This window comes from Streptococcus thalassemiae, assembly GCF_903645285.1.
Classification (GTDB): Bacteria; Bacillota; Bacilli; order Lactobacillales; family Streptococcaceae; genus Streptococcus; species Streptococcus thalassemiae.
Window position 1 is genome coordinate 1 of record NZ_CAHJXN010000002.1, and the last position, 26,665, is coordinate 26,665.

General features: G+C 40.5%; 12 protein-coding genes and 4 pseudogenes. 1 reads left to right on the forward strand and 15 read right to left on the reverse strand.

All coding sequences use genetic code 11. From position 1 onward, the window contains the following. From HWX15_RS10280 to HWX15_RS10325, 14 genes and pseudogenes are all read right to left on the reverse strand, one after another. The coding region (locus HWX15_RS10280; protein ID WP_420012136.1) for a Rib/alpha-like domain-containing protein at nt 1-5,847 on the reverse strand (5,847 nt) is incomplete at its 3' end. 294 nt (nt 5,848-6,141) lie between these two features. After that, nucleotides 6,142-6,729 (reverse strand): annotated as a pseudogene (locus tag HWX15_RS10285) (hypothetical protein); the annotation flags it as partial. Nucleotides 6,730-9,249: 2,520 nt separating this feature from the next. Next, nucleotides 9,250-9,372: pseudogene (locus HWX15_RS10290) on the reverse strand (YSIRK-type signal peptide-containing protein); the annotation flags it as partial. A gap of 403 nt (nt 9,373-9,775) precedes the next feature. Further along, nucleotides 9,776-10,675: an Rpn family recombination-promoting nuclease/putative transposase gene (locus HWX15_RS02650; protein WP_175880203.1), complete on the reverse strand. Its 900-nt coding sequence runs from the start codon at nt 10,673-10,675 to the stop codon at nt 9,776-9,778. 807 nt (nt 10,676-11,482) lie between these two features. Next, nucleotides 11,483-12,367: a helix-turn-helix domain-containing protein gene (locus HWX15_RS02655; protein ID WP_175880204.1), complete on the reverse strand. Its 885-nt coding sequence runs from the start codon at nt 12,365-12,367 to the stop codon at nt 11,483-11,485. A gap of 3 nt (nt 12,368-12,370) precedes the next feature. Beyond that, nucleotides 12,371-12,757: a Mini-ribonuclease 3 gene (locus HWX15_RS02660; protein ID WP_000567927.1), complete on the reverse strand. Its 387-nt coding sequence runs from the start codon at nt 12,755-12,757 to the stop codon at nt 12,371-12,373. After that, nucleotides 12,750-14,093, reverse strand: coding sequence for a cysteine--tRNA ligase (cysS, locus tag HWX15_RS02665; protein ID WP_175880205.1), 1,344 nt, complete (start codon nt 14,091-14,093; stop codon nt 12,750-12,752). Before cysS ends, HWX15_RS02660 begins: the two co-directional genes overlap by 8 nt. A gap of 82 nt (nt 14,094-14,175) precedes the next feature. Beyond that, the gene (locus HWX15_RS02670) at nt 14,176-15,060 is read right to left on the reverse strand and encodes a GNAT family N-acetyltransferase (protein WP_050973751.1); all 885 of its coding nucleotides are present in this window, start codon (nt 15,058-15,060) and stop codon (nt 14,176-14,178) included. An 11-nt stretch (nt 15,061-15,071) separates the two neighbouring features. Then, nucleotides 15,072-15,689: a serine O-acetyltransferase gene (gene cysE / locus HWX15_RS02675; RefSeq protein WP_120164262.1), complete on the reverse strand. Its 618-nt coding sequence runs from the start codon at nt 15,687-15,689 to the stop codon at nt 15,072-15,074. A gap of 15 nt (nt 15,690-15,704) precedes the next feature. After that, the gene (gene pnp, locus HWX15_RS02680; protein WP_175880206.1) at nt 15,705-17,918 is read right to left on the reverse strand and encodes a polyribonucleotide nucleotidyltransferase; all 2,214 of its coding nucleotides are present in this window, start codon (nt 17,916-17,918) and stop codon (nt 15,705-15,707) included. 450 nt (nt 17,919-18,368) lie between these two features. Further along, a complete protein-coding gene (metF, locus tag HWX15_RS02685; protein WP_175880207.1) occupies nt 18,369-19,235 on the reverse strand; it encodes a methylenetetrahydrofolate reductase [NAD(P)H] in 867 nt (288 codons plus the stop codon). 101 nt (nt 19,236-19,336) lie between these two features. Continuing rightward, nucleotides 19,337-21,586: a 5-methyltetrahydropteroyltriglutamate--homocysteine S-methyltransferase gene (gene metE / locus HWX15_RS02690; protein WP_124787891.1), complete on the reverse strand. Its 2,250-nt coding sequence runs from the start codon at nt 21,584-21,586 to the stop codon at nt 19,337-19,339. A gap of 524 nt (nt 21,587-22,110) precedes the next feature. Next, nucleotides 22,111-22,405 (reverse strand): annotated as a pseudogene (locus HWX15_RS02695) (helix-turn-helix domain-containing protein). Between the two features lie 61 nt (nt 22,406-22,466). Continuing rightward, nucleotides 22,467-22,839: pseudogene (locus HWX15_RS10325) on the reverse strand (helix-turn-helix domain-containing protein); the annotation flags it as partial. Nucleotides 22,840-22,993: 154 nt separating this feature from the next. Here HWX15_RS10325 and HWX15_RS02705 point away from each other — a divergent pair. After that, the gene (locus tag HWX15_RS02705; RefSeq protein WP_175880208.1) at nt 22,994-23,995 is read left to right on the forward strand and encodes an endonuclease/exonuclease/phosphatase family protein; all 1,002 of its coding nucleotides are present in this window, start codon (nt 22,994-22,996) and stop codon (nt 23,993-23,995) included. 221 nt (nt 23,996-24,216) lie between these two features. On the opposite strand, the gene pheT is transcribed toward HWX15_RS02705, so the two are convergent. Next, a complete protein-coding gene (gene pheT, locus HWX15_RS02710; RefSeq protein WP_175880209.1) occupies nt 24,217-26,622 on the reverse strand; it encodes a phenylalanine--tRNA ligase subunit beta in 2,406 nt (801 codons plus the stop codon). Nucleotides 26,623-26,665: the final 43 nt, after the last annotated feature.

The following is a 26,665-nucleotide window of genomic DNA, read 5'->3' on the forward strand; positions in this document are numbered from 1 at the left end:
CTTGACAACAACTGTTCCGCCTGCTTTCAACGGAATCTCAATCTTATCTCCTCCGTTGTCTGCGGCTGGTGTTACTTTCAAGTTACCGTTTTGCCATTGTCCTACGGTTGGGGCAGTTGGCGCGGCTTCTTTGACTCCCACATAAACAGTCAGTGCTTTGCTTTCTTTACCTTGGCTGTCGACTGCTTTCAGAGCTACTTTATATAATCCAGCTGGAGTTGCGCCTGTTGCTGTAGGTAATCCAGATACAACTTTAACATTTCCTGTTCCGTATGGTTTTTCACTTTCAGTAGCACGTCCATCTTCTGCATCTGTTACTGTCACTAAATCTTTTAACAAGTCGGCTGTCAACGTTGTTCCAGAATCATAAACTTTTCGATTAGCTTCAGTAGTTCCTTCTGTTCCTTTATGTGCTAGAACAGGCGCTGTATTCGTAACATTAGCGACTTTCCAGTTTCCAGCTGCTGTTGGATCTTGTCCTGCTTCTGGTTGATATTCTACACGCAAACCTAGTCCTTTGCCGTAGGTTGCTGTATTATCCCCGTTAGCAGCTTCTTCTCTAATGTGAAGTTTCTTACCGTTACTTTCTTCATTAAGAGGAATAGTAATAATACTTTCTGATGGATTAGTCTGACTTGCAATAGAAGTAATTGTTCCAACATATCCATTTGCATCTGTCACCGTTGTATTATCAGCACGAGTTGCATCTGTGTGCCAAGTACCATCTGCGCTACGTACAAGAGTGATACTATTTGCTTTATCCCCAGTTTCTTGATTGTTATGGAATCGTAATTCAACTCGTTTAGCATCATGTGGGACTGTAATATCGATATGCTTGCTACCCGCAATTGTAGGTGTTACAGAGTAAGAACCCATTGAGACTTCTTTTGCATCACTTGTAGTAGAGATTGTAGTACCTGCAACCTTATTCTCTACTGTAATACCTGATGGTTTGGCAGTTTCTCCATTTTTAGCAACTGATTGGCGAAGTTTTACATTGTCTGGAAGTTTAGCTGTCCATTTATCTCCAGTGATTGTCACGCGCCCATCAGCACTAGATAAAACTGTATTATGTTCATCGTTCAAATGAACTTCGACTACTTTATTAGCATCGTCAAATCCACCTAATGTACCACTTAGTGTACGACTAGTTGAAGTGACCGCAGTTGCGTCAAAAGTTGGTTTTTGAGGAGTGACTTGGACATCATTACTATTTGCAGATGACAAGTTATAGGCTGTAGTTCCGCTACCACCCTCAACTTTAACCACCGCATGAACTTTATCACTATAAGTTAGATTATCAGTATAATCATTCTTATCAAATTCAACTGAAGTTGTTCCGCCATTTACTGTCTTAGAGGCAACTTTCTTATCTCCTGAATACAATTCAACTGTAACTCTTGCACCAGTTTCTAACTGATTATTCGTTGGAAGATTTCCTACCGATACATTCGGTTTAGTCGTTCCTTTACCACGCAAAGCATTCTCTTCAATTGTCGGTGCTTGTGGTTTGATTGTTATATTAACACTAATGTTTTGGTCATTGTAGTTATTCGTACTATCTCCACGAGCTGTTCGGACAGTAGAACCATACCAAGCATTAGCATTTTCTATATGTTTCCCAATTTTATTATTCGGAGTGTATTCTCTATTGTTTTTCCACCATACAAAAGCAGTACCACTTGGATTTGGAAGTTTTGGATTACTTAACTTAACACTGTTTCTTGCAGTAACAGGAGTTCCGACTATTGTTTCTACAGAATCTTTTCCATCCTCATACTTCGCTTCATTACCATAAGTCTTGAATGTAACTGTCTTCTTAACAGTTCCAGTTCCATGCGGATAGGTCACAACGATTGTTTTAGTCGTTACTCCTGCAGTCGTACTTGTATCAGCAGGTGCTCCATCTTCAAATTCAACACGAGTTCCTTCTGGTTTTCCTCCTCCTTCAAACGCTATATAGTAATCTGGAGTTACAGGATTAAAGGCACCTCCACCTGAAACTAATCTTGACGTCAACGGTTGATCAACAATTTCATGGTAGGTATTCACTTCTGTTCCGCCTACCTTACGATAAGTCACTTTTGGATATACCGTCACCGGAACATCGACTTCTGTCGAAGTATAACCATTCGCACTAACCGTCACAGTTTTATGTGTTTCGCCTGCTGTCGCTGTCGATGGTTGACCATCCTTCCAAGCAACACTTGGATTTGTTACCCCTGTAGGAACTTCCACAAAATTACTTGCAGTGCCTACATTCGGAATAGCACTATCTTTAATCGCATAGATAGGTTTAGGTTTCACAGCAGCTATAGAAATTGTTTTCTCAGCTTTATTCCCATTTTTATCTAGGACTCTTACTGTAATATCATTTTTGGTGACTGAACTTATTGTTCCTTTGATTGATTTTGTTGTTGCATCGTAAGTTACTCCTGCTGGTACAGTAACCTTAATGTTTGCATCGTCTACACCTACACCAGTTCCGTCTGATAAATCAAGAGAAAGATTGAACGCTTTTCCAACACCTACAAGCGTATTGTTTAAACCAATTGTCGGCTTATCTTGTTCGCCATTATTAGCATTCTCTTGACTACTACTACTTGAAACATCTTGTGCCGAATCAGTTGAACTTACACTTGTTTGATCCTTAACGATATGGTCTTTCAGTGTAATTGCACCCGTATCGCCATTTATAGTAACGCCGGCTTTATCACCTTCTGTAATCGTCCATTTATTGTTAGCTCCCTTACTAGCAACAATCTTTGTAGGTGTATGCGTAGTTTTTGCGACATTTCCATTATCTTCTAATCGATTTGTGTCCGCTGGAGTATAAGTCACTTCCAATTTAGTCACATTTGTTTCATTCGCTGGAGTTACTGTAACATCACCGTTAGTTGCCGGAGTTACCGTTGGAGCTGTTGGTTTAACATTAACAGTCACATCAATTGTTTTAGACGGTTTTACTTGTGTTGCAGTTGGTTGATCATTGCCTGTTTGTGATGGTGGTAGGGTCACTTTCACTCTATAGGTTCTTACCCCTGGTGTACTTGTGTCTGGATTTTCTACCCACTCATAAGTCGTACCTGTTGGTAAATCATCTGACCCTTGCGCCTTCATCACCGCATCTTTAGCTTGTGCAGCTGTCAATTGATGACCCTTAGCAATTGTCAATTTTGTTGTATTAGCGGCTATATCAAACACTTTATGAACAAGAGTACCCTCATGTTTTAACTTATCTGCATCGCTTGGATTATCTGTAAATCGACCATAATTATACTTACCAGTGAATGTGTAAGTAGTTGAGCCTACTATATCTTTCGCAAGTTCATTTGTAAACGCTGTTCCAGATTTTTCAGTGCCGTTTTCTTTTTTATAAACCCATGACATATTATCAGGAACATTATGTCCATTATTGACATAATAAGCGGAATGGTCACTTCCATGGCTTACTCCTACAAAATCATAAATAGTATTTGCTATCGGGAATGTACTTAAAACTTTATAATTTACAGTAACCTGTTTAACAGTTTTGTCTGCAAATGTTACCGTCGCTGTTGTAGTTTTAGTAACAACCTTACCATCAGTCGCAGATTTGTTTGTATCTAAAGTCAAACTAACATTCGCATCACTAGGAATATCTACCTTCTTATCACCATCTTGTAACTGTACTAAGCTACGTTTATCTGCATCAGATAGAGTTTCTCCTTGCTTGAAGTTAATAATAGGGCGAGCTACCACATTGTAATTTTGTGCAACAGGTACATCCACTTCATCTGTAGAACGGTCTGGATAAGTAACTGTTACAGTCACAACTTTCTTACCAGCTACTGTTTTTATAGTTCCATTGTCCTTAAGTGCTTTAGTCACTCCTGCCTGAGTTGCTTCTGCAGATAAATTCGGTATATTTACTTGATCTGTGATTTTATTAGCATCCGTTGCTGGAATATTGTTTCCTAAATTGTTAAAGCTTACTGCATTTGTTGGTGTTGTTGGATCATATTTTTCTTTTTGTTCCTTCACAACCATTTTGAATTTAACAGTTGTCACGTTTGCTGGGTTAGTCTTGTTAGTTGCTTTTATCGTAACAATTTTTTCTTCAATTGCGTTACGTGTTTCTACGACACCTGTAATTGTATGACTTAGCGGATTAGATTCCGTAGCAGTATCACTAGATAACCAAACCTCTCTATCTGCACTCTTATCCTTGTTAAACCATATACCACTTGGCATCCCACTTCCACGAAGTTCTTGAATCTTACCTGTGTTATCAGACGTTTTTATCGTAACATTTGCTTTTTCACCACGATATACCGTCACTTTCGGTAAGTTTGTATCTGCTGTTCCTTCTGTTAAGGTAATATCACGACCATCGTCACCAACTAGTTTTACAACTGGTTTAACCGTATCAACAACTTCTACCGTTATTGTTTTTTCATCAGATTGTTTTCCTTGGCTATCTGTAGCTCTATATTTTACAGTATATCTACCAAGATTACGTGTGTTAATCTCTTTAGTTGTAGCACTATCATTAACGGAAATAATTTCAACTGATGTTCCATTACCTCTTATAAGTCCTGTGCCATCTTCCTTATCGCTTGCAGTGACTAAACTATTCAAATCAAGTGTCGAACCATATTCAACGACTTTCTTATCTCCTTGGAAAGCAGCTGCTAACGTTGGTTTTTCGTTGGTTACGTTAATATACTGCCAATCTTCTGGACTTCCATAACCAGATTTTGTAATATTAGCCTTTGCTCCAGCTCCTTGATTGCCTGTACCTTCTTTGATAGATTCTTTCATATCTATCGTAACAGTGTCAGTAAAATTATCTAATTTCTCTGTAGTTGCAACTACTCCACGGTCTTCATTAGCCGCTGTCCAATTGCCAGTAGTTGATGTACGATAAAATCCTACTTCATGATTCTCATTATTTTTACTTACATATTTTACATAGAACGCTCCAGCATCATGGGGTACTTTTACAACAATTTTTTTGGCACCTGCATATAAACTAGTACCAGTATTTTCCGTTGGTTGAAGTCTTGCAGCTCCTAACGCTACTTCAACATTTTTTTCTGTACTCTCTACACCATCTACACTCTGAATAACTTTCACTGGATCCTTTGGAGTTTCTGGAAGTTGTGCTTGAGTTGTAATATTACTATTCAATCCTCTATCAAGAGTAACTTCCCACGACCCATCATTTCGTACAGTAGTTTCTTTAAGAACAGCATCTTTTACTTTTACTGTAATCTTAGCACCTGGAATACCTGTTCCTTTCAATGTTCTATCGATTGAAGAAACTCTTCCATTAGTAAGTGTCGGTGTTACCGTTGGTGTATTTGGTTTCACTCTTATTGCTACATCAATCTCATCAGTTTGCCCGTTATCATATGTGACTTTTATTTTTTTATTCACATTTCCTGGAACTGTAGCAGAAGGCGGAGTAGCCGTTATACCATTAGAACCAGCCACGAATTCTTCCGTAGTAATATGTGTTTTCTCGCCTAATTCAGACTTAGTATAACTAGACGCTAGAGAATCATTTCCACCCGTTAAACTTCCGCCTTGGTTTGCTTCAAAAATTGCTTTTTTAGATACAGTATTTACAATACGATACTTCACTGAACTTTCACGAGTAATTGGTAGACCATTTCTACCTACCCCTTGATATGTTACATTTGCAATTGCTGTATGTTCTGAATTTACAGACTCATTTTTATTTGGTTGATTTCCTGTTTTCCATGTAATTTGTTTTCCGGAAGTATTATTAAAAAAGTCTTCTGCCAATGCATTTTTAGTTGTATTAGAAACAATAAAATCTTTCCCTTTTACAGTGTACATATTCTTTTTAGGGGTTACCGCATCTACCACTCTATAATCAATGATATATTTTTTAGTAGAACCATTTCCGTCTGGTCCTGTAACTTCTATTTTTTTATTATCTCCTACGGTTAAACTAGCATTCGCAAATGGACGTGTAATATCATCTAACGCTGAAGACCATCTACTATCTGAAATAGCTGTACCATCACCATAAGTAAAATAATCTCTAGAATGTCCCCAATTAGTATTTCCTGCTTCTCCTGATATAAATGTTAAATCTTTTGTTCCTTTAGGGAATTTAGATTTAATTTCATATTTTGTCACATCATTTAAGGGTACATAATAAGTTGTGCCATCTGAATAAGTTGCTACAATATCATTTGCATGCTCTCCTTCACCTTTAGTAAAGGTTGGAGCTCCTGCCGGATGATTTTTATTCGCCTCTTTCAATTTTTCAATAATGGCATTTTTTTCTGTATCTTTTATATTATCAGGATTTTTCACTAAGATTTTGTCTGGATATGTCGGTTTAGCAGAAACAATTTTTACTGTTACTTCTTTTTTATTCGAAGCACTTGTCCAGTTTCCAGCATTATCTTTAGCATTTAATTTTACAGTAATTCCTGAACTAGGAACTTCAGTAGCAGGTTGATTATCAACATTATTCAACTTTAATTTCAAAAGAGCTGTTGCATCAGACGCTTTATCAATCGTTGTATATAATGATGAATTGCTATTATAACCAGTTCCCTCATATTTAGCTGTTTGTGAGCTACCTGAAACAGAACTGAAATGATACCCACTACCTCCCTGATTATCTTCAATGCTTACGTCTAAATGAACTTCCCCACTATTATTTGGCTTAGCAACAACTGTTACTACACCGTCTTTAGGCGTCAACCATGTGTTTGTTCCATTTTTACGAACTCGAATAGTTGGAGCAGTTCTATCTTGATCCTCAGCTCTAGCAGTAACCTTCTCACTTATGAACTCATCTGCAGCTTTTGCTTGAGCTTGGGCTTCTACTGTACTACTGTCTTTAACACTATTTGCTGGAATAGTCACTATCCCTCTACTTGAATCAATTGTAACATTGGTACCACCTGTCACTGTCCATGTAGAACCTTGCTTATTAGCAGTAATTTCCTTATTTTGATTATTAGATTCTTCAATATATTTAACAGTCAAATAGTCAGCATTTCCGTTAGGAGTTACTGTCACAGAACCATCTTGATTAGGAGTAACTGTCGGTTTTACAGTACGCGTACGAATTCTTTGTCTACTTTCGTTACTAGCATCACTATTTCCAAAGTAAGATTTCGCTATAACATCTGTTCCAACACTAGCAGTTCCTGCTTTTAATGAAAATGAATTTCCATTGATTTGAATTCCATCCGCACCATCCCCACTACTACTCCATGTTCCGTTTTGAGGGTTACGTATTAGGGTTACCGTTTTCTTTGCACCATTATTCGTATAAGAAAGTTCTACCTTATCCACGTTTTTATTTTGAGCAGAATCAGCATAAGGAGTTACGGTTACTGCTCCCTCACTATTAGGTGTAACTGTCGGAGCATTCGGCTTTTCTTGTAAACCTCTCGCCATGAAGTACATTTTTGCAGAATTATCCTCAATGCTTCTCATACCAGCAGCATAATATAGCGGAGCGTACTTATCTTCCGTGTGAGTTTTATACGTAATCGTAATCTCACCAGTATCATGAGTAAAGTGATATAACTGATTGGTGTTAGCATGTAACCCTTCAATGTTCCTAGCTGCTTTTTTTGCAACTCCATCAGGAACAGATGTGTTCCAATCTATCATATTAAATCTATTAGTAAGAGGTCCTAAATAATAATACCCTGAGGAACTTTTATCAGAAGTAGGACCTGTTTGAACTCTTTGCGTCCCACCAACACTAGGGATAAAAGTAGTATTTGTAACATCTGTAAGACTGTTAAAATTAAAATTAAAATCATGTGGACCTTTAGCAGGTCCATGAGCTCCTTTTTTATCTCCTCCTACAATGGATAGAATTTTAGTATCCCACTCTTTATCCAAGTCAAAACTACCAATCGAAGAACTTCTTCCCCCACGAGAAGAGGTTTTTGTAATCCCCAGCACCTCTGTAACTTTATGACCTTTAGGAAGAGTAAACCAATAGAAAGCATTTTTGTGACCTTTATAGCCACTATTAAAATGAATATTCCAAGTAAAATCACCATTACCGTTATCCTGAACCGTAATCTTAGCTTCTTCCAAAGCCTCATTTACTTCTCGTAAATTATCTGCCCTAGGTCTTTCGCTCAGCCCCCGTCTCAATGCATACAAATAAGTCTCAGCAGGCAATCCAGAACCATCACCATTTTGAACAATGTAGGCTCTTTTTGTATTAAGACCAGTCGGATTAGCTCTAAAGTCTGAGCCTTGTTTCATTGGTTTGCTATTTCGCAAATCACGTTTACCAGAGTTCTCACGAGTAAGTGCTAAGGCAAGTTTCTTCTCAGCTTGCTTTCCTTTTTTGAGGAGTTCTTCAATTTCAGCTGGTGTTAACTGAGGTTGTAATACACTAGCTTCAATTGATTTAACAATTTCTTCTACTCCTTCTAAAAGTTTCTTAGTCTCAGGACGTGTGATTTCATTTGCCTGTATCAGATAGGCAGATAAATCTTTTGAAATCGTTTTCAATTTTTCTTTATTCTGATTATCACTAACTTCTGACTTTGAAAGTTTAGTTGATGGAGTCCTAACTTCTCCATTAGTTGATGCTACCGGATTCTTCTCTAGGACTTTTGTAACAGCTTCCTTTGGAGTTAGTACAGCCCCCTCTGGAGCAGCCAGCGTAGTGTTTGTTAGACCTGCTTTTTCTAAGACTGGAGGAGTTGAAACTTGAGGTGACAAAGCTTCCTTGACCCGACGAGTCAGGTCTTCCATGAGTTTGACTTGCTCATCAACCTGTGCTTGTGTCGCTTTTGGATTCTCTAAGACCGCCTTAGCCTTTGCGAGACCTTCTTCCACTTCAGTGTGGAGAGCCTTCATGGAGTCTAAGGTCAGATTTGCCAACAAAGCTTCTAGGGTGCTTTGTGTCGATTTGGCTGCACTTGTGTCAGCTACTGGCGCTGATACTTCCTGATCCTTTTCCTTCGTCACTTGAGGAACTTCTGCGTTCTCATCTATCTTAGTCTCGGGCTGAGGACTTTTAACTTCAGCTTCTGATTCTTCTTGACTTCCTTCTTCAGTTTTAGCTTCTGGAGCGCTAGATTCTCCTGCTGATTTGAGCTCAACTGGCTGTTCAACTACTGCCGTTTTCTCAGGACTCTCCTCATCTGAATCCTGTGGATCCCCATCTGAATTTCCAGAAGGTCCAGCAACTACATCACTAGCTGTTACTGGAGACACTGCAGGGGCCTGCGCTTGCACCCCATTCGCAAAGAACATCAGAGCCGCCACTGCAACACTAGCAGCTCCAAAATGATATTTTCTTATTGAGTAACGGTAAATTTTTTCACCATTATCACTATGTTTTTTTCCAAACATGAGCATAGCATCCTTTCATTGTATCACAGGTCAACTTTCCTCAAAAGAGTACACAAAAACCCACAACACATAATATGTCAACTTTATAGTAATACTTTTACGGAAAGAAATCAAGTATAAACCAAGATGAAGATAAGATTAAAAAAGTAGCAAAAAAGCCGATATAACAGTATTTTCTTGCGATTATATATATATATATATATGCAAACCCTTATCTATCAACCTTATTATGGATAATATTTTAAATTTAATATAAATAAAAAACAGACCCTATCTATAGAAAGATAAAATCCGCCATTTTTTCTATATAAAATCAGCAGAACCATTCTGCTGAAAATCGTGAAATATGATGTAAGTTTCCTAGCACTCTGATAAGATTTTAAGAGAAAAGCTAGATACATCCCCTAACTTACAAAAGCGCCTCAAACTCAGCGACGGTCATCCCCAACTGCTTACTGGCAACTTCAGATGTTAGAAGACCTTGACGAACGAGATTTAGTAGCATAGACAGACTTCCTTCAACTTTCCCACGTTCAAGTCCTTGTTCGATACCTTCCGCCCTAGCTGTTTCCAAGGCATAGTCCTGCGCTAACAAGGCTTGTTCTTCTCGCATACGTAGTTGACTAAACATCTTCCTGTCCTCCTCGGACCAGCTCTTGTAGTCCAGCAGTTGGTCTGCCTGGCTGATGGCTCGCTCAGGTTGCTGGGTAAAGGGCTTATTCCCGAAAAATTCCAACCACGGCTTGCGAACCTTGTCTTTGCTGGTTTCTCTATATTTTCTTAATTCCAAGAATGCCATCTTAACTAGATGGTTTTCTTGTCCATTATTGGTGATAGTTAAAACCTCACCTGTCGTGTCCTCGCGCATACTAAAGCTATGGAAAGCCAAGTCATCTTGGAAGTAGTTACTATCTACAATTGCAATAGCATAAACTGGGGCAATGTGTTTGTAACTTTGGTGTGTGTCACCTTCTCGTTGGCGAACTTTTTCAAGATTTTGATTGACCTGACTGCACAGATAAGCCCATAAACGATTGATGAAAAAATTCTGATGATGCACCTGAATTTCAATGATTACTTGGGTTCCATTATCCAACTCCGCCAAGACATCTATACTGGTGTAGAAATCCTGCGCTGAATAGGACATGGAAGGCAAGACATGAATATTGCTTCCCTCCAAAATGGTCACATTTTTTGCTGGCAAGTCCAGCATATCGCGAATAAACTGACAAGTGATTTCTGGGTTGCTGAAAATTTTCTTAGCAACCAAATCATTAGTTGGGCTAATGCCCGGATGTCTTAGAATCATCCTTTTCCTCCTTTTATTATACCACAGTCTTATACTCAATGAAAATCAAAGAGCAAACTAGGAAACTAGCCGCAGGTTGCTCAAAACACTGTTTTGAGGTTGCAGATAAGACTGACGAAGTCAGTCACATATATACGGCAAGGCGACGTTGACGTGGTTTGAAGAGATTTTCGAAGAGTATTAAATCTAGGTTTACTAGATTCACTGCTACTATCTATTTATTCGGAAAAGAAAGGAGAAAGTTAAAAATTTTTAGACTTCACAGGTTGAAATTTACATAAAAAAGCAGCTGATTCTTTTTTGATTCTACCATATTTCTAGCGATTACTACTATAAATAGGATACATTCCAGTTTCTAGTAGAAAAGGACTCTGAAAAGCAAACAAAACCCAGTATTAGGAAAAGTTAAATCTTATCTGAAAATGACTAGCTCTCAAGCTATAGTTTTGTGTCTAGATATAAGTATCACTAGGAAAAACTCCATAACTAAACACACCAAAATTGGATGTTCCCACTATGAAAGACCTCTTCAAACTACGTCAACTTTGCTTTACCTAGAGCTTCAAAAGGACGTTTTGAATCATCTGCTGGTAGATTTATTCATTGATTTTTAATCTTCTAATACTAAACAAAAATCAAACAACTATAGTAAAATAACATAAAATTTACATAAATAGATTTGGAGAATCAAAGCAACTTCTAAGAATGTTTTAGCAGTCACAGTGTACTTTCCCAGCATCAATCCACTATAACTCTGCACATAAAAATGGAGAAGATGGCAATCCTCTTCTCCAAATATTAACTTCTTTACAAACCAACTATAGTTGACAAAGAACCTAAAATCAATTGATAACACAGGGTCAGGTCGGTCAACTCTTTCAACTGAAGCCCTGTCAACTCTTCCCATTTATCAATCTTGTATTGGAGAGAATTGCGGTGCAGATAGAGTTGCTGGGCTGTTTTAGTGAGAACAGCACTATTTTCCCAAAGAGAGAGGATGATTTCCTGAATCTGATCTTGATCCAAAATCATCTGGTGTAGACATTCCTTGATTACTCTCAAGTCCACGAGTCTTTCTCCCATACTCCAAAGATAGAGCTGAGAAAAAGTATGAACACCTTGGTGACCCTGACGCCACCAAATCTTAAACAAATCCCGCTCCGCTTTGATTAAGTCCGATAGGGCTTGATTCCCCGTCTGAGACCAAACCTGGCCTAACATAATAGAGAGACGCAGTCCAAAGTCATACTCAACCGCTTCAATCGTATCAGATAAGATTGAACGTACAGAGGAGTACTTATCTTGTTGCAACACGAAAACATAATCCTGAGCTCCGACCTGAAGCACTGTCTGACAGTTAGGAAAAAGAATCCGCATCATATCTAGCCAAGAAGCTAGATTTTCCTGCTGAAAATAGGAAAGATGACAATAAACCAACTGAATCTTTTTAAAAGTTTGTGGTGCCTGACCCTTGCCCTCAATCAGATAGGAATACCAAGGATTGAGCGAACGAGCCTGCTCCTGCTGGGTCAAAAGGGCAACCAACTGCTTTTCACGCTCACTGAGCCCAGCTTTCTCCAGCAAAAGCCACTGCTGAGAAGCTAAAGGAAGAGTTAAGTAACCCTCTTTCTCTACTGGTTGGTCTGAAATCTGAGCCTCAGGAAACCAGTCTTGTAGTTCTTTTGCCATCATGTCCTATCCCTCCACTTTTTGGATGCACCACGAAATCAAGCTCTCAAGACGTTCCAAATTTTCAGTCATATGGAGATAACCCATGACTGCTTCAAAACCTGTGGACATACGATAAGTCACCACATCGGCATTTTTAGCCTTGGTGTGACTATTGGTATTACGACCACGTTTATAGATTTCTTCTTCTTTTTCCGTTAGGACCTGCTCCTCTAACATGAGGGAAATCAGGCGAGCCTGAGCTTTGGCTGAGACATACTTGGTCGCCTCTTGGTGAAGTTTATTGGGCTTGGTCATACCTTTGAGGATAAGGTGACGACGAATATACATGGAATACACCGCGTCCCCCTCAAAAGCTAACGCAATCCCGTTAATGAGATTGACATCAATCACGAGTCCACCTCACTCCATCCTTGGTGTCAAGGAGCTTAATCCCTTGAGCAGCCAATTGGTCACGGATCTGGTCCGCTGTCGCAAAGTCACGATTGGCACGCGCTTCTTGGCGTTTTTGGATCAAGTCTTCAATCTCTGCATCCAAAACTTCCTCAATAAAAACAATTCCAAAGACATCTAACATAGCCGCAAGAGCTTGCTTAACACTTGCATCATAGTTCCCTGAGTTGATCCATTTGGCCATTTCAAAGACTACTGTAATACCGTTGGCAGAGTTGAAATCCTCATCCATAGCTGCTACAAACTTATCTTTAAAAGCTTGCAAGTCTTGGGCATCCACGTTTCCTGTAAATGGTTGTTCGTAAGTGTTCTTTAGATACTTGAGATTAGTTTCTGCATCACGCACTGCCTTTTCCGTAAAGTTGATAGGCTTACGGTAATGCTGAGTCGCAAAGAAGAAACGAAGCACTTGGCCATCAAGAGTTTTAAGGGCATCGTGCACTGTGATAAAGTTACCCAAGGACTTGGACATCTTGACATTATCGATATTGACAAAGCCATTGTGCATCCAGTAGTTGGCAAAGGTCTTGCCTGTTTTTGCTTCTGACTGGGCAATTTCATTGGTATGGTGTGGAAACTCTAGGTCGGCTCCACCACCGTGGATATCAATGGTATCTCCCAAAATCTCTGTTGACATGACTGAACATTCGATATGCCAACCCGGACGACCAGGTCCCCAAGGACTGTCCCAAGAAATCTCGCCTGATTTGGCAGATTTCCATAGTGCAAAGTCTACAGGATTTTCCTTGCGAGCCGTTTCTTCATCAGTACGACCTGATGCACCTAGCTCCAAATCTTCCAAGGTTTTGTTAGCCAATTTGGCATAGTTGTGAGATTTTTCCACACGGAAGTAAACATCCCCTTGACTCTCGTAAGCATAACCTTTTTCAATCAAGTCAGCGACAAAACGAATGATATCATCCATAAACTCCACCACACGCGGATGGCGAGTCGCAGGTTTGACGCCCAAGGCCGTCACATCCTCACGAAAGGCAGCGATGTACTTGTCCGCAACCTCCTGAGGCGTGATACCTTCTTCCTTGGCACGGTTGATAATCTTATCATCCACATCCGTAAAATTGGAAATATAGGCAACGTCATAACCACGATATTCAAAGTAGCGACGAATGGTATCAAAAGCCACCGTCGAACGGGCATTCCCCACGTGAATATAGTTGTACACCGTTGGCCCACAAACATACATCTTAACCTTACCATCCTCAATCGGGACAAACTCTCCCAAATCACGAGACATGGTATCGTAAATTTTAATCATAAAATAATAGTCAGGAAAACTAAAATCCAAGGACAGTTAATTTCATCACTAAGAGTTCAATTGAATTTCAGTCCGAATGTCTCTACACTTCGGAATCCCTTGCTCCTTTCTCATTCAGATAAACCACCTGAGTCTGTTTGACAAAGCCAATTTTTTCATACAAACACTTGGCACCTACATTGCTGTCCTCTACTGCAATCTGAAATTCCTTGTCATTTTGCTCAATTAGTTGGTTGACAAGTGATTTTGCTAAGTAGCTTCCATAGCCTTTTCCACGTTCAGGTTCCGATATTGCTAAACCATAGAAGTAATTCGTATTAGTCGATAAATCTACCGTGCAAGTCCCAATAACCTGACCATCTTTTAATAAAATATACAAGCGGCTTTCTGGATCCTTCAGAGCTTCAGCGACATATCTATCCACAATCTCTCTAGACTCATGTTCCTCTGAGAATGCCTGAAATTTTAATTGACTAATTTGATCCTGATACGAACTATCTGCTAACAAAACTTCAAGATTGGAAACAGTTGCTAACGGATAAGGTTTGCTATCCTTACCTAACCAGGTTTCTGTATCCTCGTCTTCGATCAATCCCCAGTTGATGACAAAATCAGGATAACGGTCTAGAAAAACACGCTCTGTCTGAAAAGTGACTGAACTAATAGAAAAAGAAACTGTTTCTCTCTCAAAACTAGTAAACAATGCACGCGCAATCCCCTGATGGCGATGACCTGGATGAACCAGTATCGTCACTTCCACATCTTGATCATCTGCATAGACAGTTAAGAGACCAACAAGTTCGCCTTTTTCATAATAAAGGAAAAAGGCGGGCATGTTTGGGTCAAAATTAAGCATGTTAGAGAGATAGGGATCACGATAGGTACCGTCATAGTTTTGGCAACAGTTAATTAGTTTTTTCGCCTCAGATAGCTCCTCTTGGCTTAACTTGTTTCTTGCTTGAATCATATAGGTACCCTCTACAAACCAGACGATCTGTGACTGGCTTCTTTAGCCTGCTCGAGTTTATTGACATAGTACTCTCGTTTTTCTTCAACTTCGTGAATGACCGGCTCATCCTTTTTACCATGAAGGCGGACAATCTTGGCCGGAATACCAACAACCGTCACATCACTAGGCACGTCTGCCACAACAACTGCTGCTGCACCAACCTTAGCATTTTCACCAATTTCCACAGGTCCAATGACTTGGGCATGAGCGGATATAAGCGCTCCTTTGCGAACGGTAGGATGGCGTTTGCCACAGTCTTTCCCTGTTCCACCAAGAGTCACCCCGTGGTAAAGCATAACACCTTTTTCAACAATAGCAGTCTCTCCGATAACCAGGCCTGAACCATGGTCAATAAAGACTCCAGAGTCGATTTGGGCACCTGGATGAATCTCAATCTGAGTCCAAAAGCGCCAAAACTGACTGTGCATACGAGCCAAGAGTTTGAAGCCATGCTTCCAGAGAAAATGCGAGAGACGGTGGGCCGCCAAGGCCTTGACACCTGGATAAGTCAGCAAAACCTCCAAAGTGGTGCGGGCCGCTGGATCATTTTCTTTTACGATATCAATGGTTTCGCGCCACCATCCCATACATTTCTCCTTTTCTTATTCTGAATCTTTTGGTGTTTCTGTAAATTCTTTCTTAGGTTTGTGATCCCTGTGATGACGTGGGCGGTAAGGTCTCTCAGACTTTTCGCCTTTTTCATCACGTTCAGGTTTTGGAGGACGAGGAAGAAGGGCTTTCATAGAAGCATCCACACGTCCTTTTTCATCAATCTTGATAACCTTAACATCAACTTCGTCTCCGATGGCTACCAAGTCTTCGACATTATTGGTACGCGTCCAAGCCATCTCAGAGATATGAACAAGGGCATCTGTCTTATCAAAAAGGTTAACAAAGGCACCAAATTTCTCGATACGAACGACTTTAGCACGGTAAACTTCGTCCACCTTAGCTTCACGAACCAGACCAGCAATAATTTCTTTGGCACGGTTAATAGCATCTTGGTCGCTAGAGTAGATAGACACATTTCCTTCTTCATCGATATCAATCTTAACGCCTGTTTCAGCGATAATCTTGTCGATAGTTTCTCCACCTTTACCGATGACAATCTTAATCTTGTCCACATCAATTTTAATGGTATCAATTTTCGGAGCAGTTGGAGCCAATTCTGGACGAACTTCTGGAATGGTTGCTTCAATCACATCAAGGATTTCAAAACGCGCTTTCTTGGCTTGGGCAAGAGCCTCAGTCAAGATTTCTGCAGTAATCCCTTGGATCTTGATATCCATTTGAAGGGCTGTAATCCCGTCACGGGTACCTGCAACCTTAAAGTCCATATCTCCAAAGTGGTCTTCCAAACCTTGGATATCTGTCAAGACTGTGTAGTTATTTCCATCTGAGATAAGTCCCATAGCAATCCCTGCTACTGGCGCCTTGATTGGCACACCACCAGCCATAAGGGCAAGCGTTCCAGCACAGATAGAAGCCTGAGATGAAGAACCATTTGATTCCAAGACCTCAGCTACCAAGCGGATAGCATATGGGAATTCTTCCAAACTTGGCAAGACTTGAGCAAGAGCACGCTCACCAAGAGCACCGTGACCGATTTCACGACGACCTGGCGCACCGTAACGACCAGTTTCCCCTACAGAGTATTGTGGGAAGTTATAGTGGTGCATAAAGCGTTTCTTGTACTCTGGATCCAAACCATCAATGATTTGAGTTTCTCCCATCGGAGCCAAGGTCAAGACTGAAAGAGCTTGAGTTTGGCCACGAGTGAAGAGACCAGAACCGTGTACACGAGGAAGGAAGTCAACAACCGCATCCAAAGGACGGATTTCATCGACCTTACGACCATCAGGACGTACCTTATCTTCTGTGATCAAACGGCGCACTTCAGCGTGTTCCATTTGTTCCAAAATTTCAGCCACATCACGCATGATACGGTCAAATTCTTCGTGGTCTGCATATTTTTCTTCGTAAACAGCAGTTACTTGGTCTTTAACTGCTTGAGTAGCAGCTTCACGAGCCAATTTTTCTTCTACTTGAACCGCTTTTTGGAGGTCGCTGTTGTAGGCTGCGATAATTTCAGCTTGCAAGTCAGCGTCTACATGAAGCAATTCCACTTCTGCTTTTTCTTTACCGACTGCCGCAACGATTTCTTCTTGGAAGGCAATCAATTCTTTAACTGCTTCGTGCCCTTTAAGGAGAGCTTCCAACATGATTTCTTCTGACAATTCTTTAGCACCAGATTCTACCATGTTGATGGCGTGTTTGGTACCAGCTACTGTCAATTCAAGGAGAGATTGCTCTGCTTGTTCTTGCGTAGGGTTGATAATGATTTGACCATCTACATAGCCCACCTGTACCCCAGCAATTGGGCCGTCAAATGGAATATCTGAAATAGACAATGCCAATGATGAACCAAACATAGCTGCCATAGGTGCAGATGCATTTTCATCGTAAGAAAGGACAGTGTTAATCACTTGCACTTCATTACGGAAACCTTCCGCAAACATTGGACGGATTGGACGGTCAATCAAACGTGCTGTCAAAGTCGCATCCGTTGAAGGACGTCCTTCACGTTTCATAAAGCCACCAGGAAACTTCCCAGCTGCATACATTTTTTCTTCGTAGTTGACTTGAAGAGGGAAGAAATCTCCAGTTGCCATTTTCTTAGACATCACGGCCGCAGTCAAGACAGTTGACTCACCGTAACGCACGACAACAGAGCCATTTGCCTGCTTAGCAACCTGACCAGTCTCTACAATTAACTCACGACCCGCAAAAGTCGTTTGAAACACTTGTTTTGTCATTTTAATCCCCTTTGGATTGATGAAATTATACGCCTTGCCTACAAAGATCAAGATACTAAGCCGTTAAGCAACTCAAAGGAAAATAGGAAATCGGACGACGGAGCGACCGCTCCTAGGCAGATTTATCTTTTTCCACAGAGTTGTAGGCGAGTTCAATTACTCAAGATATAAATCATTAGAAAGATTTGATACTAAAGCATCTAAACCTTTCACGCTAATCGCTATCAGGCGATTAGCTAAATGCTTTACTAACTCTCTCGTCAAATAATATCGATTTGACTCACTCGTGTCGCTCCAACCACATTTGAAAAAACCTTTAAAACTTCAATACCCTCATCTTTGTATCAAGTACGTACAGAGTTTATTTTATCATATTTTTCTTAAAAAGTACGGTCTTTACCATTAAAAAGGAACCATTCCCCTCACCTGAGAAGAATGGTTTGCTTTTTATTACCCTAAGGACTGATGATTAAACAAGGCATGGGTTGCTTGGTGGATGTATTTTGCTGTTTCAGCATTGTTCATAGTGTAGAGATGCACACCTGCAACATCCTGAGTTACCAAGTCCACGATTTGGTCCACTGCATAGGCAAGTCCTGCTGCTCTGAGCGACTCAGGGTCATGCTCATACTTGTCTAAGATGGCTTTAAATTTGCGTGGAAGGTGGATATTCTCACAAGTCTTCAAGAGGCGGAGAGCCTGATTTCGATTCAGAATTGGCATAATCCCTGCATGAATAGGAACATCAATCCCAGCCAAGATGCACTTGTCTTGGAAATCATAGAAGCGCTCATTGTCAAAGAAAAGCTGAGTTACGAGACTCGAACAGCCTGAATCCACTTTCTTCTTAAGATTTTGAATATCTGAAATCTGATTTGGTGAATCTGGATGACCTTCTGGATAACAAGCACCAACAATATCAAAGTGAGGGGCTTGTTCCTTGATGAACTCGATCAAGTCAGTTGCGTAGCGGAAATCCTTTTGTGGTTCCACATCTGGAATAACATCCCCACGAAGAGCCAAGATTTTCTGCACTCCAACCTTGTCCAAGTCTGCAATCGTTTCAGCCACCTTGTCCTTGGTCAGATAGATAGCTGGCAAGTGAGCAATAGTCGGAATCGCCAAATCATTTTGGATAAAGTCAGCCAAACGAACCGTCGTTTCCTTGATATTAAATTTATTATTGCTGGCAGTTACACTGATAAAGTGGGGAGCCAACTCCTGCATATCTTGAAGAGCAGAAATAATGTTATCATTACCCACGGCTGGGTTTGGAGGGAACACTTCAAATGAGAGTGACGGTGTTTGGCGTGACATAGTCATTATCCTTTTCTAGTTGATTTTTTCGTTAGCTGGACTCCTAGAACCCAAGTGAAACAGGCAGATTGACCAAACAGCGCTTTTAGAGAAATCTTATCTTACAATTTCTCACGCGCAGCTTTAGCTGCTTCCACAAGGCGGATCAAGCTTTCTTTTGTTTCTGGAATACCACGTGTTTTCAAACCACAGTCAGGGTTGATCCAAACTTTCTTGCTTGGCACTTTAGCAAGGATGGCTTCGATTGTATTGTCGATTTCGCCTTCATTTGGTACACGAGGTGAGTGGATATCGTAAACCCCAGGGCCCACTTCTGTTTGGAAGTTTTTCGCTTTGAGTTCGTCCAAGATTTCAAGGTTTGAACGGCTAGCTTCAAAGGAAATAACGTCTGCATCCATGTTATCGATAGCTGGGATGATATCTGTAAATTCTGAGTAACACATGTGAGTGTGGATTTGTGTGTCTGGTGCTACTGTTGAATGTACCAAGCGGAAGGCAGGAATTGCCCAGTCAAGGTAGTCTTCGTACCAGTCGCTACGACGGAGTGGCAATTTTTCACGAAGAGCAGCCTCGTCGATTTGGATGATCTTCACACCAGCAGCTTCAAGGTCAAGCACTTCATCCTTGATCGCAAGGGCGATTTGAAGAGTAGAATCCTTAATAGAGATGTCTTCACGTGGGAATGACCAGTTGAGGATGGTCACAGGTCCAGTCAACATACCTTTAACAGGTTTGTTTGTACGGCTTTGTGCATAGCTAGACCATTTAACAGTGATAGGGTTAAGACGAGTGACATCACCCCAAATGATTGGTGGTTTCACCCCACGCATACCGTATGATTGTACCCAACCATTTTTAGAGAAGAGGTAACCTGACAAGTTTTGACCGAAGTACTCAACCATGTCATTACGCTCAAATTCACCGTGAACAAGGACATCAAAGTCGATATCTTCTTGCCATTTGATCCATTCGTCAATTGTTTCAGCAAGGAAAGCATCGTACTCTTCTTGAGACAATTCACCTTTACGGTAAGCCAAACGCTTCGCACGAACTTCCTTAGTTTGAGGGAATGAACCGATAGTTGTTGTTGGAAGAGCTGGAAGTTTGAAAGCTTCTTCTTGGATAGCTTCACGTTCTGCAAAGGCTGGCAAACGAGTGTAGTCTGCGTCTGTCAAGCCAGCGATACGCGCACGAAGTTCAGCATTTTCACCAACACGCTCAGTCGCAAAGAGTTCTTTGTTAGCTGCAAGTGCTTCTTCTCCTTGACCATTGCGGATAGCATCCAAATCACGAATCTCATCCAATTTTTCAACTGCAAAGGCAAAGTGGTTCAAGATTGCTGGTTCAAATTCTTCATTAGCTGTTGTAAATGGCACATGAAGAAGTGAGCATGAGCTTGTCAAGACAATGTTTTCAGCTGGGATTTGTTCAAGAACAGCCAAGCTCTTTTCGTAGTTGTTACGCCAGATGTTTTTACCATTGACAATACCTGCGTAGAGAGTCTTGTCAGCTGGGAAGCCACCTTTAACCAATTCAAGAGTTTTCTTACCTTCAACGAAGTCAAGACCGATAGCATCTACTGGCAATTTCACAAGGTCAGCGTAAACGTCACGAACGTCACCGAAGTAAGTTTGAAGCAATACTTCAAGACCTTTTTTGTCAGCCAAAAGTTTATTGTAAAGGTTCAAGAAGAGAGCTTTTTCTTCGGCAGTCAAATCTTTCACAAGAGCAGCTTCGTCGAGTTGGATACGAGATGCACCAAGTTCAGCCAATTTAGCAAAAACTTCTTGGTAAGCAGCCACTAGACTGTCTACGAAATCTTCTGCTTTCACACCTTCTTCAAAGTCTGACAATTGAAGGAAAGTGAATGGACCTACAAGGACAGGACGAGTGTTCAATCCAAGTTCTTTTGCTTCTTGGAATTCATCGAAAATCTTGTGACCTGCCAATTTTACTTGAGTGTCTTTTTCAAATTTAGGAACGATGTAATGGTAGTTGGTGTTGAACCATTTCTTCATTGGAAGGGCGCGAACGTCCCCTTTTTCTCCTTGGTAACCACGACCCAAAGCGAAGTAGCGCTCAAGGTCAGACAAGTCCAAGTTTTGAACTGAAGCAGGTACCACGTTGAAAAGGAAAGCTGCATCTAGGAAGTTGTCATAGTGAGAAAAGTCATTTGATGGAATTTCAGTGATGCCTTTTTCTTTGACAATGTTCCAGTGTTTAGCACGCAAATCTTTTGCTGCTGCCAAGAGTTCTTCTTCTGAGATTTCTTTTCTAAAGTATTTTTCAGTTGTAAATTTTAATTCGCGGAATTCGCCCAAACGAGGGAAACCGATGATTGTAGTTGACATGATGTGTCCTCCAAAATTTGTTGTTGAAACTATCTTAACAGAAAAGAATGCGTCTGTATAATTGTAAAAAATTAGGCTTTGATATAGTTTGAAACTATATCTCTGTTTTATACAAAAGAAAAAGACTTGAAACAAATGCCTCAAATCCTTTGTATAGCTTGTTTTATAGGCGTATTCCGGTTAGAATGCTCAAACGCGTTATTAGTAATTCTTATAAGTGACTATGACTTGTTATTAGAAAAGACTATAGGTTGATTTTTCTTTTGTAATTCTGATATTTCCCTGAAAAGTGCGGACGGGAGCAACTTACTTCGTAATTTCATCCCTAATTTTTGAGCCAGAATGTCTCAAAAATTCCGTTCTAGATAATAATAAATTATTATCTAGAATACCACTATAGCGGGAAATATCCGCTAAAAGCTCACTTCGTTCACACTTGATATAAATAAAGCATAATTTTTCTATATTATACACTTGAGGCACTATAACTGTTAAATTTGTTAAAGTTTTCCAACTTCTTCCTATCAACTTTTTCTCTGTTCGAGTGGGACGACTGCTAGTGTCTTTCCTAAACTGGCTAAAACTTTCAATACCGTATCCAACTGGGGACTAGTCTTACCTGTTTCCATCCTAGCTATGACAGGTTGACTCACTCCAACTAAGTTCCTCTAGCTTTTTCTGACTGATTCCTTGCTTATATCTGGCTTCAATCAACTCGCTCATGATAGCTACCCGCATATCACTTTCAAGAATTTCCTCCTTGGTAAAGAGTTGAGATCGGACATCCTTCCAGTTACTCCCGATAGCACTATTCTTCATCGCTTAAGCCTCTGTCTTTTAGATCTATGTATTTTTTGAAAAAATGAGCGAATTATAATTCGATAGATTGATCAGCGGGTTTAAAGTTGGGACTAGCTTGTTTCTTAAGCGCTTTTCCTTTTCTAGGATAAAGCAGATCCTGTTTTGACAATCCTAATTTTCCATGATGAATCCAATAGTAAATGGTTGAAATTTCCACGTTAACCCCTTTAGCCATCCCCATCATTTCAGCCGAAAATTTTTGGTTATGATAGTGGAGAATCTTTTCCTTTAGTTCCTTGGTCAAGCTTGATTTCAGTGTGGATAGTTTGAGAAACTTTTCCAAGTAGAGAGGCAATTTCTCTATTTGATTTTCCTTCTTTTTTCCATCGTTCGATTAAGCGACGGCTATCGATTGTCAAATGTTTGCCTTTTGTAGTATAATTGTCTTGCATTTCTGTGCCTTTTAATCATTTCAATCTTAAATTGGACTTTTTTTACTTGGGTTGTACTTAATCTATGAGGAAGACAAAAAAAGAATATCAATCAAGTAAAGTCACAAAGTCACATTAGCTCCGAGCAACCATTGCAAATCGAGGTACTCATACAATGATTAAAATATTTCTCTCTGCCTTTTCTGTCATTCTCTTTGCTATCCCTATCATAGCTTATTCTTTTTTTCCATCTTCTAATCTTAATATTTGGCTATCTACCAGACCTATCTTGGCACAGATTTATGCCTTCCCCTTAGCTACTGCAACTATGGCTTCTATTTTAAGTTTCGTATTTTTTTCCCTATCTTTTTACAAGAAAAATAAACAAATACGGTTTTATTCTAGCATCTTGCTCTTACTATCGTTCATATTACTATTATTCGGAACAGATAAAACCCTTTCTTCTGCATCAAATAAGACTAAAACCTTAAAATTAGTAACTTGGAACGTCGCTAATCAAATAGAAGCACAACATATTGAGCGAATTTTTAGCCATTTTGATGCCGATATGGCTATATTTCCTGAACTAGCTACCAATATCAGAGGTGAGCAAGAAAACCAGAGAATCAAACTATTGTTTCATCAAGTTGGACTTTCTATGGCCAACTATGATATTTTTACTTCTCCACCTACCAATAGTGGAGTAGCTCCTGTGACTGTGATTGTCAAGAAAAGTTACGATTTCTATACAGAAGCTGAAACTTTCCATACAACACGGTTCGGGACAATTCTATTACATTCGAGAAAACAAAATATACCAGATATCATTGCTTTGCATACTGCTCCTCCTCTGCCAGGTTTAATGGAAATCTGGAAGCAAGACTTAAACATCATTCATAATCAACTGGCTTCAAAATATCCAAAGGCTATTATTGCAGGTGATTTTAATGCAACTATGCGTCATGGAGCACTTGCAAAAATAAGCTCTCATAGGGACGCATTAAATGCACTTCCACCTTTTAAAAGAGGAACTTGGAATAGCCAAAGTCCAAAACTTTTTAATGCAACAATAGATCATATTTTATTGCCTAAAAACCACTACTATGTTAAAGATTTAGACATTGTAAGTTTTCAAAACTCTGATCATAGATGTATTTTTACAGAAATCACATTTTAATTATTTTATACTCTTCGACGATCTCTTCAAACCATGTCAGCGTCGACTTACCTTAGACATATGGTTACTGACTTCGTCAGTCTTATCTACAACCTCAAAACAGTGTTTTGAGCAACCTACGGCTAGCTTCCTAGTTTGCTTTTTGATTTTCATTGAGTATTATATAAAATCACCCCTCTAGTGTTCATAAACTAGAGGGGGAATTTGTATCATACTATCGTTTAACGCACTTCTGCATTGACTTTTTCTTCGAGAGACGCTTGGATTTTTTCCATATAGCGTGCGACTTCTTCGTCCGTTAAGCTGTCTTCTGGATTTTGGAAGGTCAAGCTATAAGCCATTGACTTCATACCAAGTCCCAATTTTTCTCCTGAGAAGACGTCAAAGAGTTTGATATCTGTCAAACGTTTCACGCCGGCAGCTTGGATCGCGTCCACAACTTCTTGGTGAGTCACTTCTGCCTTGAGAAGGAGGGCAACGTCACGGCTGACTGCTGGGAATTTGGTGATTTCCACAAATGGAGCAGCAGGTTGAAGCGCAGCTTCGATGGCTGAAAGGTTAAGCTCAGCTACATACGTTTCTGGAATATCGTAAGCCTTAGCAGTGACTGGATGCACTTGGCCAAGGAAACCAAGAACTTGGTCACCGAGTGAAATCACAGCTGTACGACCTGGGTGAAGGCTAGCGATTTCAGATGTTGCTGTATAAGTTACTTGGAGTCCCAAACGAGCAAAGAGGGCTTCAAGGATTCCCTTAGCATAGAAGAAATCAACTGGAACTGCTGCTGTTTGGAAATCTTTTTCAGCAACCAAGCCTGTCAAGGCAAAGGCAAAGCTGTTGATCTCATTTGGAAGTTCTTCTTTTGGATTGCCTGTTTGTTCAAAGACTTTTCCAATCTCGTAAAGAGCCAAGTTTTTGTTCTTACGAGCCACGTTGTAGGCAACTGTATCAAGGATACCAGAAATCATATTTTGACGGAGGACAGAACGGTCCACTGTCATTGGCCACATAAGTTCAGTAAGGTTGCTTGGTTGAGCCGTAAACTCAACTGCTTTTTCAGGAGTTGTTAGAGCATAGGTGATGATTTCTGTCAAACCTGCTCCTTCAGCAATGGTACGAACTTGACGTCGAAGTTTTTGTGTCGCTGTCAATTCACCAGCTGTACCGTCATCTTTTGGAAGACTGGTTGGCAAGCGATCATATCCATAGATACGAGCGATTTCTTCAAAGAGGTCTGCTTCGATAGTGATATCCCAGCGACGACGTGGTACGCTGACTGTAAAGCTGTCTGCATTTCCAGAAAGACCAAAGCCAAGACGACGGAAGACATCTTCGACATCAGCGTATGAAAGCTCCGTACCAAGGACGCGATTAACATCTGCAAGAGTCGAAGAAACCTCCACATCTGAAGAATCAAGTGCACCTGCTGAAACGATGCCTTTACGCACAGTCGCGCCTGCAAGTTCGGCAATCATGCTAGCTGCTGCATCAAGGGCTTCGTTAACAGTTGCCACATTGATACCTTTTTCAAAGCGAGAAGATGACTCAGAACGAAGATTCAAGCGACCGCTAGTCTTACGGATAGATTTGCCATTGAAGACAGCAGCTTCAAGGACAACACGACTAGAGTTTTCAGAGATTTCTGTTGCTTGACCGCCCATGACACCTGCAAGGGCTACTGGCTTGTCTGCGACAGTGATAACTAAGTCATTCACGTCCAAGTCACGTTCTTCACCATCCAAGGTCACTAATTTTTCACCAACACGCGCTTCACGTACACGGATGTCACTCCCTTCAAAGGTACCCAAGTCAAAAGCATGCATAGGTTGACCAAAGTAGAGCAGGATGTAGTTGGTCACGTCCACTACGTTGTTAATGGGACGGATACCTTCATTCATAAGAAGGTTTTGCAACCATTGTGGACTTGGTGCAATAGTCACATTGTCCAAGATACGAGCGGCATAGTAAGGCGCCTTGTCTGTCTCAATACCCACAGAAAGAGCATCTGCTGCAGCTTGGTCCGTTTCTGTTAAACTGAATTCCTTAAAGCTAACTGCCTCGTCATAGATGGCTGCCACTTCGTGAGCCACTCCACGCATAGAAAGGGCATCTGCACGGTTAGGGGTAATTGAAAGTTCGATAACTTCATCATCCAAGTCTAGATATGAGAAGACTTCCTCACCTGGAACAGCATCTTCTGGCAAGATTTGGATACCATCTGCGAATTCCTTAGGCACAACCGAGTCAGAAATTCCCAATTCACCAAGTGAACAGATCATCCCAAGTGACTCAAGACCGCGGATTTTCCCTTTTTTGATTTTGTAGTTGTCAGCGATACGAGCTCCTGGAAGAGCTACCATAACCTTGATACCAGCACGCACATTTGGGGCACCACAGACGATTTGACGGGCTTCTTCTTCGCCAACGTTAACCTGACAAACATGGAGGTGAGTGTCTGGCACATCTTCGCAAGACAAGACCTCACCGACGACAATTTTTGAGAGACCAGCAGCCGGTGATTCGACACCTTCTACCTCGATCCCTGTAGTTGACATTTTTTCAGCCAACTCTTGTGATGGCACATCAATGTCCACCAATTCTTTTAACCATTTATAAGATACAAGCATAATTTAGTTTTCCAGAATGACAGTTATCACTCTAGTTCTTTTC